Source organism: Xylophilus sp. Leaf220, from assembly GCF_001421705.1.
Taxonomy (GTDB): domain Bacteria; phylum Pseudomonadota; class Gammaproteobacteria; order Burkholderiales; family Burkholderiaceae_C; genus Xylophilus.
The window spans coordinates 1-15,568 of record NZ_LMKO01000028.1 but is presented as its reverse complement, the minus strand read 5'-3'; the positions used below and the strand labels follow the sequence as shown (position 1 = coordinate 15,568).

General features: G+C 71.2%; 15 protein-coding genes. 8 read left to right on the top strand and 7 right to left on the bottom strand.

Annotated elements, in window-relative coordinates; genetic code table 11:
• Nucleotides 1-77: 77 nt before the first annotated feature.
• From ASE76_RS19290 to moaD, 7 genes are all read left to right on the top strand, one after another.
• Nucleotides 78-1,439: a homoserine dehydrogenase gene (locus tag ASE76_RS19290; protein WP_055843372.1), complete on the top strand. Its 1,362-nt coding sequence runs from the start codon at nt 78-80 to the stop codon at nt 1,437-1,439.
• Between the two features lie 56 nt (nt 1,440-1,495).
• Entirely contained in the window at nt 1,496-1,753 is a 258-nt protein-coding gene (locus tag ASE76_RS19285) for an AbrB/MazE/SpoVT family DNA-binding domain-containing protein (protein ID WP_055843370.1), read from the top strand.
• On the top strand, nt 1,750-2,154 hold the full coding sequence (locus tag ASE76_RS19280) for a type II toxin-antitoxin system VapC family toxin (RefSeq protein WP_055843368.1): 405 nt from the start codon (nt 1,750-1,752) through the stop codon (nt 2,152-2,154). Before ASE76_RS19285 ends, ASE76_RS19280 begins: the two co-directional genes overlap by 4 nt.
• Nucleotides 2,151-3,578, top strand: coding sequence for a threonine synthase (thrC, locus tag ASE76_RS19275; protein WP_055843366.1), 1,428 nt, complete (start codon nt 2,151-2,153; stop codon nt 3,576-3,578). Before ASE76_RS19280 ends, thrC begins: the two co-directional genes overlap by 4 nt.
• 84 nt (nt 3,579-3,662) lie before the next feature.
• Nucleotides 3,663-4,202: a molybdopterin-guanine dinucleotide biosynthesis protein B gene (gene mobB, locus ASE76_RS19270; protein ID WP_055843364.1), complete on the top strand. Its 540-nt coding sequence runs from the start codon at nt 3,663-3,665 to the stop codon at nt 4,200-4,202.
• A 29-nt stretch (nt 4,203-4,231) separates the two neighbouring features.
• On the top strand, nt 4,232-5,521 hold the full coding sequence (gene glp / locus ASE76_RS19265) for a gephyrin-like molybdotransferase Glp (RefSeq protein ID WP_055843361.1): 1,290 nt from the start codon (nt 4,232-4,234) through the stop codon (nt 5,519-5,521).
• Nucleotides 5,522-5,582: 61 nt separating this feature from the next.
• A complete protein-coding gene (gene moaD / locus ASE76_RS19260) occupies nt 5,583-5,837 on the top strand; it encodes a molybdopterin converting factor subunit 1 (protein ID WP_055843359.1) in 255 nt (84 codons plus the stop codon).
• A gap of 33 nt (nt 5,838-5,870) precedes the next feature.
• Here the strand turns inward: moaD and dapA are convergent, their stop codons facing one another.
• Nucleotides 5,871-6,785: a 4-hydroxy-tetrahydrodipicolinate synthase gene (gene dapA / locus ASE76_RS19255; RefSeq protein ID WP_055843358.1), complete on the bottom strand. Its 915-nt coding sequence runs from the start codon at nt 6,783-6,785 to the stop codon at nt 5,871-5,873.
• A 287-nt stretch (nt 6,786-7,072) separates the two neighbouring features.
• On the opposite strand from dapA, the gene moaE reads away from it, so the two are divergent.
• Entirely contained in the window at nt 7,073-7,552 is a 480-nt protein-coding gene (gene moaE / locus ASE76_RS19250) for a molybdopterin synthase catalytic subunit MoaE (RefSeq protein ID WP_055843356.1), read from the top strand.
• A gap of 128 nt (nt 7,553-7,680) precedes the next feature.
• On the opposite strand, the gene ASE76_RS19245 is transcribed toward moaE, so the two are convergent.
• The 6 genes from ASE76_RS19245 to ASE76_RS19220 form a co-directional block, all read right to left on the bottom strand.
• Complete coding sequence (locus ASE76_RS19245) at nt 7,681-8,247, bottom strand: MarR family winged helix-turn-helix transcriptional regulator (protein ID WP_082448749.1); 567 nt, start codon at nt 8,245-8,247, stop codon at nt 7,681-7,683.
• A gap of 246 nt (nt 8,248-8,493) precedes the next feature.
• Nucleotides 8,494-8,847 carry a hypothetical protein gene (locus ASE76_RS19240; RefSeq protein ID WP_055843354.1) on the bottom strand — a complete coding sequence of 118 codons (354 nt, stop codon included), beginning with the start codon at nt 8,845-8,847 and terminating at the stop codon, nt 8,494-8,496.
• Nucleotides 8,844-9,296, bottom strand: coding sequence for a FecR domain-containing protein (locus ASE76_RS19235; RefSeq protein WP_055843353.1), 453 nt, complete (start codon nt 9,294-9,296; stop codon nt 8,844-8,846). The genes ASE76_RS19240 and ASE76_RS19235 overlap by 4 nt, the downstream gene beginning before the upstream one ends.
• Nucleotides 9,297-9,308: 12 nt before the next feature.
• On the bottom strand, nt 9,309-12,854 hold the full coding sequence (locus ASE76_RS19230) for a filamentous hemagglutinin N-terminal domain-containing protein (RefSeq protein ID WP_055843351.1): 3,546 nt from the start codon (nt 12,852-12,854) through the stop codon (nt 9,309-9,311).
• A gap of 23 nt (nt 12,855-12,877) precedes the next feature.
• Nucleotides 12,878-14,548: a ShlB/FhaC/HecB family hemolysin secretion/activation protein gene (locus ASE76_RS19225; RefSeq protein WP_055843350.1), complete on the bottom strand. Its 1,671-nt coding sequence runs from the start codon at nt 14,546-14,548 to the stop codon at nt 12,878-12,880.
• A gap of 257 nt (nt 14,549-14,805) precedes the next feature.
• Nucleotides 14,806-15,568, bottom strand: a 763-nt coding sequence (locus tag ASE76_RS19220) for a phosphatase PAP2 family protein (protein ID WP_055843348.1), incomplete at its 5' end; no start/stop codon positions are given.

The following is a 15,568-nucleotide window of genomic DNA, read 5'->3' as shown; positions in this document are numbered from 1 at the left end:
GCGGGCGAAGGCCCCATTCCCGTGGCGTCGCCTGCGCGGCGCCGCATCCCGTATTTGCAGCGTTCCCCGAGAGAGATATGAAACCGATTCAAGTAGGCGTGCTGGGCATCGGCACCGTCGGCACCGGCGTGTTCGAAGTGCTGCGGCGCAACCAGGAAGAGATCAAGCGCCGGGCCGGCCGCGGCATCGAGATCGTGGCCGTCTCCCGGCGCGACCGGGCCAAGGCCCGCGAGATCGTCGGCGATGCGGCGCTGGTGGTCGAGGACCCGCGCGACATCATCCGCAACCCCGAGATCGACATCGTCGTCGAGCTGATCGGCGGCTACACGCTGGCGCGCGAGCTGGTGCTGGAGGCGATCGCCGCCGGCAAGCACGTCGTCACCGCCAACAAGGCGCTGCTGGCGGTGCACGGCACCGAGATCTTCGAGGCCGCGCACAAGCAGGGCGTGATGGTGGCCTTCGAGGCGGCCGTCGCCGGCGGCATCCCGATCATCAAGGCGCTGCGCGAAGGCCTCACCGCCAACAGCATCCAGTGGCTGGCCGGCATCATCAACGGCACCACCAACTTCATCCTGTCCGAGATGCGCGACAAGGGTCTCGATTTCGACGTGGTGCTCAAGGAGGCTCAGCGCCTGGGCTATGCCGAGGCCGATCCGACCTTCGACATCGAGGGCGTCGATGCCGCGCACAAGGCCACGCTGATGTCGGCCATCGCCTTCGGCATCCCGGTGCAGTTCGACAAGGCGTACGTCGAGGGCATCACCAAGCTCGGCGCGCAGGACATCCGCTACGCCGAGCAGCTCGGCTACCGGATCAAGCTCCTCGGCATCGCCAAGCGCCGCGGTGGCACGGGAGCGACCTCGGGCGAGGTCAGCGGCATCGAACTGCGGGTGCACCCGAGCCTGGTGCCGTCGAAGCGCCTGATCGCCAACGTCGAGGGCGCGATGAACGCGGTGATGGTGCAGGGCGACGCCGTCGGCACCACGCTCTACTACGGCAAGGGCGCCGGCAGCGAGCCGACCGCCAGCGCGGTGATCGCCGACCTGGTCGACATCGCCCGCCTGCACACCGCCGACCCCGGCCACCGGGTGCCGCACCTGGCCTTCCAGCCCGACACCGTCCTCTCCAACGGCGGCGACCTGCCGGTGCTGCCGATGGCCGAGACCGTCACCAGCTACTACCTGCGCCTGCGCGTCGCCGACCAGGCCGGCGTGCTGGCCAAGGTCACCGGCCTGCTGGCCGAGGCCGGCATCAGCATCGACGCGGTGCTGCAGCGCGAAGCCGACGAGGTCGCCGGCGAGGGCGCCACCCAGACCGACGTGATCATCCTGACCCACGACACCCGCGAAGGCACGGTCGACGGCGTGATTGCCCAGATGCAGGCGCTGCCGACGGTGCTGGCGCCGATCGTGCGGATCCGCAAGGAAGAACTGGCTTGAAGCCACTCGCGAGGTGGTAATACAATTCAAGGTATTACTTTTCCGGGAGTCCTTTTTTGGGTTACGCACTCACCGTCAAAAGCCAGGTCACGATTCCGAAAGCGATTCGCCAGCACCTGAAGGTCACGCCGGGCCAGGAAGTCGAATACGAGGCGCTGCCCGATGGCAGCGTGCGCATGACGGCGGTCGTGCCCGAGAAGCGCGATGTGGAAGACATCCGGGCGGCCCTGCGGAAATGGCGGGGTACCGGATTGCTGAAGCAGTCGACCGAGGAGATCATGCGATTCACCCGCGGCGAGGATGCGATGCGATGACCCTGGTCGATGCCAACGTGCTGATCGATCTGATCGAGGGCACGTCCGATTGGTATGGTTGGAGCGAAGAGCATTTGCTGCAAGCCGCATCGGACGGTCCGCTTTTCATCAACGCGATCGTCTACGCCGAAATCGCCCGTGACTTCGAGAGCCAGACCGACCTGGCGAATTTCCTGCAGGAAGCACGCATCGGCATCGATCCCATCGACCCGGACACGGCCTTTCAGGCGGCGCAGGCCCACGCCCGCTACCGCAATGCGGGCGGCCAGCGCGCAGCGACGCTTCCCGACTTTTTCATCGGTGCACACGCCAACGTGCGGGGATGGGCTTTGCTCACACGCGACAGCAAACGCATCCAGACCTACTTTCCTGACGTTGCATTGATCCGTCCTCTCGCATGAACTACCTCTCCACCCGCGGCCACCCCGAGCGCAAGCGTTTCTCCGACATCCTGCTGGAAGGCCTGGCGCCCGACGGCGGGCTGTATCTGCCCGAGCACTATCCGCAGGCCGATGCCGCCACCCTCGCGCAATGGCGCACGGTGTACGACACGCGGGGCTACGCCGCGCTGGCGTTCGAGATCCTGTCGCTCTACATCGACGACGTTCCCGCCGCCGACCTGAAGGCGATCTGCGAGAAGACCTACACGCAGGCGGTCTTCGGCACGAAGGAGATCGTGCCGCTGCGCGAACTGGAAGACGGCGTGTACCTGGAGGCCCTCTCCAACGGCCCCACGCTCGCCTTCAAGGACATGGCGATGCAGCTGCTGGGCAACCTGTTCGAGTACGAACTGGGCCGCCGCGGCGAAGAGCTGAACATCCTGGGCGCCACCAGCGGCGACACCGGCAGCGCGGCCGAGTACGCGATGAAGGGCAAGCAGGGCGTGCGCGTCTTCATGACCTCGCCGCAGGGCCGGATGAGCCCGTTCCAGCAGGCCCAGATGTTCAGCCTGCAGGACGCCAACATCCACAACCTCGCGATCACGGGCGTGTTCGACGACTGCCAGGACATCGTCAAGGCGGTGAGCAACGACCTGGAGTTCAAGCGCAAGTACCGGATCGGCACCGTCAATTCGATCAACTGGGCGCGGCTGCTGGCGCAGGTGGTGTACTACTTCGCCGGTTACTTCCAGGCCAGCCGCAGCAACGACCAGAAGGTCAGCTTCGCAGTGCCGTCGGGCAACTTCGGCAACGTCTGCGCCGGCCACGTCGCACGCATGATGGGCCTGCCGATCGCACGGCTGGTGGTGGCCACCAACGAGAACGACGTGCTCGACGAGTTCTTCCGCACCGGTGTCTACCGGGTGCGCGGCAGCCAGGACACGCACGAGACCTCCAGCCCGTCGATGGACATCAGCAAGGCGAGCAACTTCGAGCGTTTCGTGTTCGACCTGCTGGCCCGCGACGGTGCCGAGGTGAAGCGGCTGTTCTCGGACGAGTTGAACGCCCACGGCAGGTTCGAACTGCACGCGCACGCTTCCTTCGCCGATGCCTCCGGCAAGTACGGTTTCGCCAGCGGCCGCAGCACCCATGCCGACCGGATCGCGACCATCCAGGACACCTGGAAGCGCTTCGCGACGATGGTCGATCCGCACACCGCCGACGCGCTGAAGGTCGCGCGCGAGCAACTGCAGCCCGGCGTGCCGATGGTGGTGCTGGAGACGGCGTTGCCGATCAAGTTCGCCGCCACCATCGTCGAAGCCCTGGGCCAGGAACCGGAGCGGCCGAAGCAGTTCGACGGCATCGAGTCGCTGGCCAAGCGCGTCGTGCCGCTGCCGGCCGACGTGGCCGCCGTGCAGGCCTACATCGCCCAGCACTGTGCCTGAGCCGCGGGCGACCGTTTTTCGAGTCGAATCGTGCGCTGGCCGGCGTCCAGAGCCGGCCTCTTGCTATCGATTAAGGAGCATTCGGTGAACGTGGTCGGCTTCGCCGGCTATTCGGGCTCCGGCAAGACCACGCTGCTCGAACCGCTGATCGCCCACCTGGTGGCACGCGGCCTGCGGGTGGCGGTGGTCAAGCATGCGCACCACCGCTTCGACATCGACCACGAGGGCAAGGACAGCTGGCGCCACCGCAAGGCCGGCGCCTGCGAGGTGCTGGTGGCGTCCGACGTGCGCCTGGCGCTGATGCGCGAATTCGCGGTGCCGCAGGAGCCCGAGGTGCATGCCCTGATCGCCGAGATCGACGCTACGGTCGATTGGGTGCTGGTCGAGGGCTTCCGCGGCAGCGACCTGCCCAAGATCGAGATCTGGCGCGCGCCGACCGCCGACTTCGCCGGCCACCCGGCGCGCTATCCGCAGGACGCCGCCATCTGCGCCATCGCCACCGACCGGCCCCAGGCCCTGCCCGAGCCCACCGTGCTGCCGCTGCTCGACCTGAACGACGCTGCCGCCGTCGGCGACTGGCTGCTGGCACACGCGGCCCGCTTCGCTTACCCCTTGCAGCGCTAGCGCGGTGCGGATGCGCCGAAAATACCCGCATGACCGCCACCCCCCCATCCCCCGCCGCGCCGCTGGTGCGCGGCGCGCCCCGCAAGGCGCTCACCACGCTCGACGACGCGCTGGCCGAACTGCTCTCCTACGCCCAGCCCCTGTCAGAGACCGAAAGCGTCTCCACCTTCGACGCCGACCGCCGGGTGCTGGCCGCCGACCTGGTCTCCGCCCTGCAGGTGCCGCCGCACGACAACAGCGCGATGGACGGCTATGCGGTGCGCACCGCAGACACCGCCCGGCCCGGTGCCGTGCTGCCGGTCTCCCAGCGCATCGCCGCCGGCCAGGTGCCGCAGCCGCTGCTGCCCGGCACCGCCGCGCGCATCTTCACCGGCGCCCCGGTGCCGCCCGGCGCCGACGCGGTGGTGATGCAGGAGAATTGCACCGCAATGCCCGCGGCCGAGGGCGCCGCGGGCGGCGACGCGGTGCGGATCGGGGTATCGCCCGCCGCCGGCCTGGCGATCCGCCGCGCCGGCGAGGACGTCGCCCGCGGCGCGGTGGTGCTGCCGCGCGGCACGCGGCTCGACCCGGCCGCGCAGGGCCTGGCGGCCAGCATCGGCTGCGCCAGCCTGACCGTGGCACGCAAGCCGCGGGTGGCGCTGTTCTCGACCGGCGACGAGTTGGTGATGCCCGGCGACGTGCCGGCCGACCGGATGCCGCCCGGCGCAATCTACAACTCCAACCGCTTTCTGCTGCGCGCCCTGCTGCTGCGCGCCGGCTGCGAGGTGACCGACCTGGGCATCGTGCCCGACGACTTCGACGCCACGGTGCAGGCCCTGCGCGGCGCGGCCGAGGCGCACGACCTGGTGCTGACCAGCGGCGGCGTCTCGGTCGGCGAAGAGGACCATGTGAAGCCCGCGGTGCAGTCGCTCGGCACGCTCACGCTGTGGCAGATGGCGATCAAGCCCGGCAAGCCCTTCGCGTACGGCCGCGTCGGCAAGGCGCATTTCATCGGCCTGCCGGGCAATCCGGTGTCGAGCTTCGTCACCTTCCTGATGCTGGTGCGGCCCTTCCTGCTCAAGCTGCAGGGCGCGACGCAGCTGGCCCCCACGCCGCTGCCGATGCCGGCGCATTTCGACTGGGGCAAGGCCGAGCACCGGCGCGAGTTCCTGCGCGTGGCGCGCAACCCTGCCGGCGGGCTGGAGCTGTTCGGCCACCAGGGCTCGGGCGTGCTCACCTCGATGGTCTGGGGCGACGGCCTGGTCGACAACCCGGCCGGCACCGCGATCGCGCACGGCGACACGGTGCGCTTCCTGCCGTTCTCGGAGTTGATGGCATGAGCGCGGCGCCGGACCGCTTCACGCAAGCGCGCACCGTGGTGCGTCAGCACGGAGGTTTTTCATGAGCAAGGTCACGCTGCGCTTCTTCGCCTCGGTACGCGAGGCCGTCGGCACCGGCACCGAGCTGCTCGACACCGATGCCGCCACTGCCGGTGAACTGCGCGACGAGCTGATCGCACGCGGCGGCGCCTGGGCCGAGAGCCTGTCGCACGAACGGGCGGTGCGCGTCGCCATCGACCAGGTGCTGAGCGACGAATCGGCACCCTTGCGCGACGGGGCCGAGGTCGCGTTCTTTCCGCCGGTCACCGGCGGTTGATCGGCCGCCGCGCCCTGCCGTGCGGCGACCCGGTCAGTCGCTGGAGGCCAGCGCAGCCAGCCGCTGCTCCAGCGCCTCTGATGCCGCCATCATCGGCGACCGCAGCACGTTCTCCAGCAACCCCTGCTGGGCCAGCAATGCCTTCAACGGCGCCGGGTTCGGCTCGGCCGTCAGCGCCGAGATGCCCGGCAACAGGCCGTGCCACAGGATGCGCGCCTCGGCCAGGCGCTGCCCTGCCAGCAGGCGCAGCAAGGCGGAGAAGCGCTCGGTCTGCCAGTGGGCGCTGGCGGCGATGGCACCGGCGGCGCCCAGCGCCACGCTGCCGAAGATCTGCGCATCCTCGCCGGCCAGCACCTGCAGCCGGCCGTCGGCGATGAGCGCGGCGGTCTTCTGCGGATCACCGCCGCAATCCTTGATAGCGCGGATGTTGGGATGCGCGGCCAGGGCCAGCAGGGTGTCGGCCGCCAGCACGGCGCCGGTGCGGTAGGGGATGTCGTAGAGCACCAGCGGCACGGTGGCGGTGTCGGCCAGGGTGCGGAACCAGTGCAGCAGTCCGGCCTGCGCCGGGCGCACATAGGAGGGCGGCGGCACCAGCAGGCCGGCGATCGGCCGGCCACACAGCGTCGCGATCCAGCGCTGCATCTGGCCCAGGTGGTAGCCCGAGACACCCATCACCACCGGCAACCGACCGGCTGCCTGCAGCACGGTGTCGAGGACGGCCAACTGCTCGTCGTGGTCGAGCGCGGCGGCCTCGCCGGTCGATCCGCAGGCGACGTAGCCGGCGATGCCGGCGGGCTTCAGCCGCAGCACCAGGGCATGCAGCGCGGCGTGGTCTACCGTGCCGTCGGCCGCGAACGGGGTGACGAGGGGAATCCACAACCCGGCGAAGCCTGCGGGGGTGGCAGAAGCGGGAAGGGCGGTGAGGGTGGGAACAGGAAGGGTCGGCACGCTGGCATCCTTGTCGAAAACAAGACCGATGGACGACCGCCAACGGATGCGTGCGAGGGAGAAAGCCGGCCGCGGGGCGCGGCACCAGACAGGGGTGTGGCGGTTCCATCGCTCATCCGAGGACGGAACCGCAGCTCCGGTCAGATGAGCCTGGGTTTGTGGGTTTTGCCTGCCGCCTGCATCGGCACCGGCGCCGCTGCGAGGGCAGCGGTGCGGTACGGTGGCAGGTGGCGGGGCATTCGGCATTCTAGGCAGGCGGAGGGGGCGCCGGTGCCACAATCCGCCGCATGACGTCCCCACGCAACGCGCCCCGCGTCTCGATCCAGACCGCCGATTTCGATCTCTCCGCCGAAGTGGCGGCCCTGCGCGAGGGCGACCGCGGTGTCGGCGCGGTCTGCAGTTTCGTCGGCACGGTGCGCAGCCGCAACGCAGGCGACGAGGTGGCCTCGATGGAACTCGAGCACTACCCCGGCATGACCGAGAAGTCGATCGAGGCGATGGTCGACGCGGCGCATGCCCGCTTCGACATCCGCGGGGCGCGGGTGATCCACCGGGTGGGGCTGCTGGTCCCGGGCGCGCAGATCGTGCTGGTGGCCGTCGCCTCGGCGCACCGGGGCGAATCGTTCCAGGCCTGCGAATTCCTGATGGACTACCTGAAGACCCGGGCGCCGTTCTGGAAGAAGGAGCAGACGCCGGGCGGTGGCCGCTGGGTGGATGCCCGCAGCAGCGACGATGCGGCCCTGGCCCGCTGGGGCATCGATTCCTGAAGGAAAAGTGCCTGATGCCGGCGATGCGCGCCGGCTGGATGCTATGGAAAGAATAGCAATCGCGGGTGCGACGCCAACCGCCTGCGCGGCTTGGGCCAAGCGGCGCGGCCTTCGCCGTCCGGCCCGGATCAGTCCTTCTCGCCCGCTGCGGCCACTCCGGCTCGTACCAGCGGCGCGCGGGCATGCCGCTCCAGGCCCTGCGTGAGTTGGCGCAGCAGGTCCATGAATTGCAGCCGCTGCTTCTGGTTCAGCGGATCCATCAGCCGCTGGTAGGCCTGTTCGGCCAGGGGCCGTGCATCGGCGAGCAACGCCCGGCCGGGGTCGGTCAGGGCCAGGTGCAGGCTGCGGCGGTTGTCGGGCGCCGGGCTGCGCTGCACCAGGCCGCGGTTCTCCAGCACCCGCAGCACCCGCAGCACGGTGACCTTGTCGAACCCGAGGGCGCGGGACAGGCTCGACTGGTCGAGTCCGGGTTGTGCATGCAACACGGTCATCGCGCCGTACTGGGCGGGGGTCAGGCCGACGTCGCGGCAGCTGTCCTCGAATACCGAGGCGGAGATCTGGTGGGCACGCCGCAGCAGGAAGCCGGGGCGGGCGTAGAGACGTTCGAGGTATTCGGTGGCCTGGGGTTTCTCGGAGGCCGCCGAAACAGCAGCTTCGGCAGAATGATCCGGTTGTAAATCTGGGGAGGTCGTCATGGGCCGTCTTGTGGGGAATCGCCGAGCAGCCCTGCATTGTCTGGCAGGCATGGCCGCGCGGGCGACGGGTGGCGTGCCATCGGTACCGCACGCGCAGGAGCAGCCGACCGGCGGTAGCGCGCAGACCGCGGGCCGTACCCGCAGCGGCCCTTCGCTCCGCTGAAGGACCGGGTGCCGGTGTCACGCAACCGCTGCCCCGCCACCCGTCCAGCCCTGCCGGATGCCGCGGCGGCGCGGCGCGGCGCCTCAGCGCACTTCGCAGTCGACCGCGTTGCTCTTGCCGCCCGCGCCAGCGGCGGACCCGGGAGTGGAAGCGCCCGCCACGCCAGCGAACGAAGGAGGCGGCGTGAACTGGATGCCGGGGTTGGTGGGAAACAGCGCCGGCGCTTGCGTGGCGCTGGGCGTGTAGCTGAACTGGCCGCTGGTGAAGTTCTGCGCCCCGGCCGGGTTTGTCACATGGACCAGCCCGTCGACGACCTGCACATACAGCCCGGGGGCCCTGGTGGCCGGTGGCGTAACGCCCTGGGCGGCGGCCGGTGCCGTAAGCAGGCAACCCAGCAGGGCCGCACCGGCGAAGGTCAGGGATGCGGCGCTGTTCATGGCTCTACCGATACGACGAGGGTGGCGGCGCCCTGCAGGTCGCCCTGGGGGGTCTTGATCAGGGTGGCGGCCGGGTTGCGGCGGCCCACGGCGCCGGGCACGCTGCGCAGGCCGCCCCGGGCCAGGCCCAGTTCGATTCGGTCGGCCTGCGGCCGGGCGGCGTCGTAGGCGTAGTGCGTCACCGCCAGCGCGGTCTGCGGCTGCAGGACGGCTTCCGCGCCGTCGCTGAACCGCAGTTGCGCATAGGTGGTGCCTTCGGTGGTGAGGGTGTCGCCCTGGCGGATCTGCGAGTCGGCGGCCAGCAGCCGGGTGGTGCCTTCGGCGCTGCGCGCCACCAGCACGCCCGACAGCTGGGTGACCGTGCCGACGGGCTGGGCCTGCGCGGCGCATGCGCAGGCCAGTGCCGCCCAGGCCGGTACCGGCAGGAGCCGGCGGAGGAAGGAATTCATGGGTGGGCGTTCCTAGTTGCAGTACATCTTGGGCCCGGGGGCCTCTTTCGCCTTGGTCACCGCCGCGAGGCTGATCGTCTCCTTGGGATCGGTGCTCTTGTCGCTGCCCGAGCCGGCCGGCGTTGCCGTGTTCGCGATGGCCTTGATCACGGCGTTCGTCGCCTGCTGTACCGGCCGCACCGCCTCGGCCGCCGCGGGTGGCGAGAGCACCTGGCACTGGGCGGCGTTGGGCGCGACGGCGCAGATGCTGGCCGAGGGGGCTGGTGTCGGTGATGGCGTTGGCGCTGGAGTTGGCGCAGGTGTCGGTGCCGGTACCGGCGTGGGCGTGGGCGTGGGCGTGGGGGAAGGCGTCTGAGGGGGCGTAGGTGTCGGTACCGGTGCCGGTGGAATAGGAGCCGTCGGGGATGGCGCGGGAGCCGGAATGGGTACTGGCGCCGGGGCTGGCGTCGGGACAGGCGTCGGAGCAGGTGCAGGCGTAGGCGCAGGCGCAGGCGACGGCGACGGCGACGGCGACGGCGACGGCGACGGCGCGGGAGTCGGCTCTGGTGCCGGTGCCGGCTCGGGCGCTGGCGTCGGAGCAGGGGCCGGAGGCGGGGGCGGGGGCACCGGCGCCGGCGTCGGCACGTTCGATGCGATGACGCGGGCGACCGTGGCGCCGCTGGCCGGGTAGACCACCGAGAGCGTTCCGGTGCGGCCGTCCGCCACCACCGGCGGCGCCACGACCTGGGCGAAGGTGCCGCTGCTGCCGGTGCCGCGCGCCACCACGAAGTCGCCTGTGGCGCCGTTCGCCGGCAGGCCGCCATCGAGGGTCGAGAGCCGCAGCGTGCCGGCCAGCCGCGCCGTGCCGTCGATGTCGAGCGCGTCGGAGCCGCCGCTGCCCAGGCGGATCCGCAGCGTGCCGTTCGGGCCCTGTGTGTAGCTGCCCTGCACCGCCAGCGTGCCGGTGCCGTCGGATGCGCCCGGTGCCACCGTGCCGTTGTTGTAGAGCGTGGCGTCGTTCGCACCGGCCAGCGAGACGGTGCCGGTGCCGGCGATCGATCCGCTGTTGTAGAGCGCCTGGCCGCCGCTCTGCAGCGTGGCGCCGGAGTCGATCACGATGGCGCCGGCATTGGGATTGGCGGCGGAGAAGTCGATGTTCAGCGCGCCTTGCTCGACCCGGATGCTGCCGCCCGCCAGGTTGCGCACAGGCGCGGTGACGCTGCCGGACCCCGTCTTCACGAAGCTGCCGCTGTTGAGCACACGGCCCTGGGTGCCGCTGCTGAACGCGCTGGTGGTGCCGTTCGACGCGATGCGCATCGTGGCGCCCGACGCGTTGGTGATGGTGGTGCCGGTGGAGGGTTCGAGCCGCGATCCGTCGTAGACCTGCAGCGTGCCGCCGGCCCGGTTGTGGAACGCGGTGTCGAGGTTGAAGCTCATTACGCCCCGGGGCTGCAGGCCGCCCACCGTGACCGTGCCGGCGTTGTTCCAGGCCAGGCCGGTACCGACCACCACCGTGCCGTCGATGTTCACCGCGTTGCGGGTGGTGAGGCTGCGGCCGGCACCGTCGACGAAGGCGGGCTGGTTGCGGTCCGCGTCGAACGTCAGCGTGGGCGCCGCCGCGGCGATGTCCACGTCGCCCAGCAGGGTCGTGCGGCCGCTCCACCGCATGGTGCCGTCGCCCGCAAACGCGGTGCCGCCGGCGAGCTGGGTGGTGTCGAGCGTCAGCGTGCTGCCGCTGTCCACCTGCACGGTGCCGCCGAGGGTGGAGCGGTCTACCGTCAGCGTGCCCCGGTCCACCCGCAGCGTGCCGGTCGTGCCGTTGCGGATGCCGGTGTACTGCTGCACCTCGCCGGTGGTCTTGGCGATGGTGCCGTTGTTGGTGATGGTGGGCGTGCCGGCCGAGCCGGTCAGCACCGCGGCCGTGGCGCCCGAAGTGGTGATCGTGCCGTCGTTCACCAGGCTGCCGCCGACGGTGAGCGCCCCCGCGCCGCGGACGTCGATGGTGCCGGCGTTGGTCCAGCTGCCCGCGATGCTCTGCGCGCTGCCGACCTGCACCGTCGCACCGGCGCCGATGCGCACCGTGGTCGCGGCGATCGACGAGGTGGCGCTGCCGAGGGTGGTGGTGCCGCCCACGATGTTGAGCGTGCCGTTGCCGGTGCCGCCGCCCTCCGATACGACGAGCGCGCCGCCGTGGAGGTCGATGTCGGCATTGACCGTCGCGGCATGGCTGGCGGAGCTTCCGCTGCCCTGGTAGTTGCTGTTGAGGTTGAGGCCCAGCGTGCCCGCGGTGCTGGTGATCGGCGCATTGACCACGATGTTGTTGGCGGCGTTGAGCGTCAGCGTGGCATCGCCGCCGCCGGTCTTGGCGATCGCCGACGACACGGTGATGTCCCCGCCGGTTGCGGCGCCGCCGGTGCCGGTCGTCAAGGTCACGCTGGTGCCAGCGTCGAGCTGCGCGGCGATCGTGCCGGCCGAGACTTTCGCGTTCTCGCCGTTGGACACGATGACCGCGCCGCTGCCGCCCGTATTGCTGCCGGTGCCGGACACCACCTCCAGGCTGTACGGGTCGATATGCCACTCGCCGCCCCGGCCCACCACCGGTGCGTGCATGACGTCGAGCGAGCCGTGCCCCGAGGTATCGACGTAACCGCCCGGGCCCGCGCTGCCGGTGGCCGACACCCGGCCGTCGATGGCGGCGGCGCCGCCGGCCACCAGCACCACCTGGCCGCCCCGGGTGCCGCTGGCACCGATCTCGGAGGTGGCGCCGGTCCTCAGGTCCTGCGACGCGCGCAGGAAGATGCGGCCGCCTTCGCGCACCGCGCTGTCGGCGCTGATCGTGCCGCTGTTGGCCACCAGTCCCGCGGCCAGGCCGATGCGGCCCGCCTCGGCCGCGATGCGGCCCAGGTTGTGGACCTCGCCGCCCGCGCCGCCGATCGCCACCGTCACCCCGGGCGTGCCGGTATCGACCAGGTGCACGTTCTGCCCCGCGGCCAGGATCACTTCGCCCTGCGGCGCGTTCAGGCTGCCGGTGTTGACCACGGTGGGCGCCACCAGGTAGATGCTGCCGCCGCTGCCGGTCTGCACCGTGCCGGCGTTGCGTACCGCGCCGTCGGTGCCGGCCGGCGTGAAGTTGAGCCGGCCTGCCAGGAAGTCCCGGTCGCTCACGGTGAGCGCGCTGGCCACGAAGCTGCCCACGTCGATCCGCGCACCGGCGCCCACCAGGATGCCGGCCGGGTTCACCAGCCAGAGCGCGCCGTTGGCCTTGACCTGCCCGTAGATCTGCGACGGATCGCCGCCGACGACGCGCGCCAGCAGCGCCGAGGCGGCGCCCGGCTGCCGGATATCGACCACCGCGCCCGCGCCGACGTTGAAGTTCGCGAAGTTGACCAGCGCCTGCGGCGTGGTCTGGTGCACGTCGAGCCTGTTGCCGTTCTGCGAGATCGTCGCGCTGCCCGAGACGATGTTCCAGCCGGTGGGCAGGGCGCCCGCGGCCGGCTGGGCCAGCGCCGGCGCCAGCGGCCCCGCGCAGGCGGCGGCCACGCACAGCGGCAGGATGCGGATTCTGAAATGCGGTGTCATGGGGAGGTGTCTCTTCCTGAATTTCAGAACGCCAGCATCGCGCTCAGGTGGGCGCGCCAGTCGCCGCGCTTTTCGGTGAACGAGGCGCCGGCGTCGGCGACGCGGGCCACGTCCAGTCGCACGCTGACACCGCGACCGAGGCCGTAGCGGGCGCCGACGCCGGTGCTGGCCACGGTGGTGTGGGCCGGCAGCAGGCTGCCGCCGGTGCGCCGGTTGGCACCGTGGCCGGCATCGACGAAGGCGAGGCCGCGCAGGTTGCCGGGCAGGCCGGCCAGGCCGCTCAGGTCGGGCGTGTAGACCTCGGAATTGAGCACCACGCCGCTGTCGGCCGCGACTGCCCGTTCGTCGAAGCCGCGCACCGCGGTGGAGCCTGCCAGGCCGATCTGTTCGCTGGCGACCAGGGGCGTGTCGGTCAGCTGCGCAGTGCCCGCCAGCCGCAGCTGCCAGCCCTGCGCGAAGCCCTGCAGCCAGGAGGCGCCGCCGCGCAGCACGGTGAAGGTGTCGCGGGTGCTGCGGTTGCCCGGCGTCAGGTAGGAGTAGCGGTCGGTGCGGCCGTCGAGGTTGGTGAAACGCGAACCGCTCGGCAGGTTGCGCGCGAGGCCGAGGTTGTAGGCCGCCGATCGGTCGGCGCCGTCGTGCTGGCCGATGTAGGTCAGGCTGAGCGGCGTGGTGGTGTAGGGCACGCAGGAGGAGATCGGCGGCGTCGGCCCTGCGATGCTCACCGGGGCGCCGCCCAACTCGCAGCGCGAATCGATCTGCTTGCGGTCGATGCCGACCACCAACTTGGCGGTGCTCTCGCCGGTGCGGCCCAGGAAATGGTTGTAGCGCAGGCCCCAGGTCTCGCCCTTGCCGGTGAAGCCCAGGATGCCGCCCAGCGTGGGCGAGCCCGAGGGCGAGTTGACGCTGGAGCGGCCGTAGATCGCGTCGATGCTGTCGCCCAGGGCGTACAGCGGCACCCGGTAGCCGACCGAGTACACGCTCAGGTCCTGGCCCGACGGCTTGTCGGGCGAGGTGGCGTAGGCGAGCGTTGCCACATGGTCGCGGCCGAACAGGTTGGCATGCTGCACCGCCACGCCCGCACGCCAGCGGCCGGTGGCGGCCGTGCCGGTGTTGTCGAGCGTGGCGATCAGCCGCAGCGGGTCGTGGTCGGTGACCGCCACCTTGGCATCGACCGTGCCGGGCACCGCGCCTTCGGCCAGCGACACCGACACCTGCTTGGCCGGGTTGTCGTTGGCCAGTTGTACCGATTCGGAGATCGCCCGCAGCTGCGGCGGCTGCCCGGCCTGCAGCCGGACGAGGCTGGCGCGGATGTTGTCTTCGGAGAAATGCTGTTGGCCGGTGACGACGACCGAGGCCACCACCGCCTCGACGACGCGGATCGTCACCGTGCCGTCGTCCAGCTCCTGCTCGGGCACCGACACCTTCACCGCGGTGAAGCCCGCGTCGCGGTAGGCCCGCTCGATCGCCTCGACCGCCAGCTGCACGTCGCCGAAGGCGCGCTGCGGGCCGGTGAGCGGGGCCACGGCCCGGTCGATCGCGGCGCCGGAGACGAGCGTGTTGCCTTCGACCCGGTAGCCGGCGATGTCGAAGCGGGTCGGGTCGGCGGCGGATGCGGCCATCGCCACGGCGAGGGTCCCGCAGAGTGCATAGGGTGCCGCCAGGCGCGACACCGAGAAGAAACTGCGTGGGCTCATCGTGTGCTTTTTCTGGCGCCGGGCGCAGGGTGCACGGCCCTCGCGGCAGTACCGCTGCGGGAATTCGATTGGGGGGGAGGCTGCGCGGCACCCAGGCGCCCGGGACACCTGTCACGATGCAAGTTACGTACGGACGAAAATTGCGTCGAACGAATGTATACGCTTTCGCATCGACCGGGGTGCCTGTATGCCGCCCGTGTGGGCTGCACGCATCGCGCCAGACGGATCGGTCCGCGCGCAACGCGCCGGTGCGCCGATCACGGCGCCATCGACGCCGTCGATGCGATGGCGGCCGCCTCGGCCGCGCAGTCTCCCGCCGGGCGGGCGCCGGCGGCCCGGGATGCGGCCACCTCCTGCCGCGCCGCCTCTCGCTGCGCCCGGTACACCGGGCTCGACTGCAGCCGCGCGACCGCCGCCGCGCCGACGAGCCGCCCCGCCTCCACGTCGCTCGGCCAGTGCACCCCGCAGATCGCCCGGCTCTGGGTGTAGGCCCGGCCGCGCTGCAGCAGGGCGTCGGTGCGGTCGGGCGCCACCTCGGTCAGCACCAGCGCCCAGGCCCAGCCGATCGCCGAATGGCCCGAGGGGTAGGAGCCGTCCCTCGCCAGCGACGCTTCTTCGGCCGGCGTGCAGCTCGGGATGTCCAGCGCGGTGAACGGCCGGGCGCGGCGGTAGTGGGTCTTGGCCCGGTAGGTGGGCGCGGCCGCGTCGGCCAGGGTGCGGCGCAGCAGCGTGTGCAGGTGCGGCGTGGCGGCCTCCGACACCGCAATGCCGAGGGCACAGGAGAACGCCTGGGCGGCGGCGGGGAAGTGCAACTCCGCGTCGCGGATGGCGAGCGCGCCGCGGGGCGTGTCGCGCCACCGGGCAAGCGCCTGGAAGCCGGCGGTGTCGGCGGCGTAGGCGGGCGATCCCGGGGCCGGCGGGGCGGGCAGGAGGGCGAGGCTGTCGGGCCAGGCGGATTCGGGGAGGTACGGGGCGAGGTAGCCGGGCCAGATGTCGCCGATCTGGGTGGGGTTGGTGGGG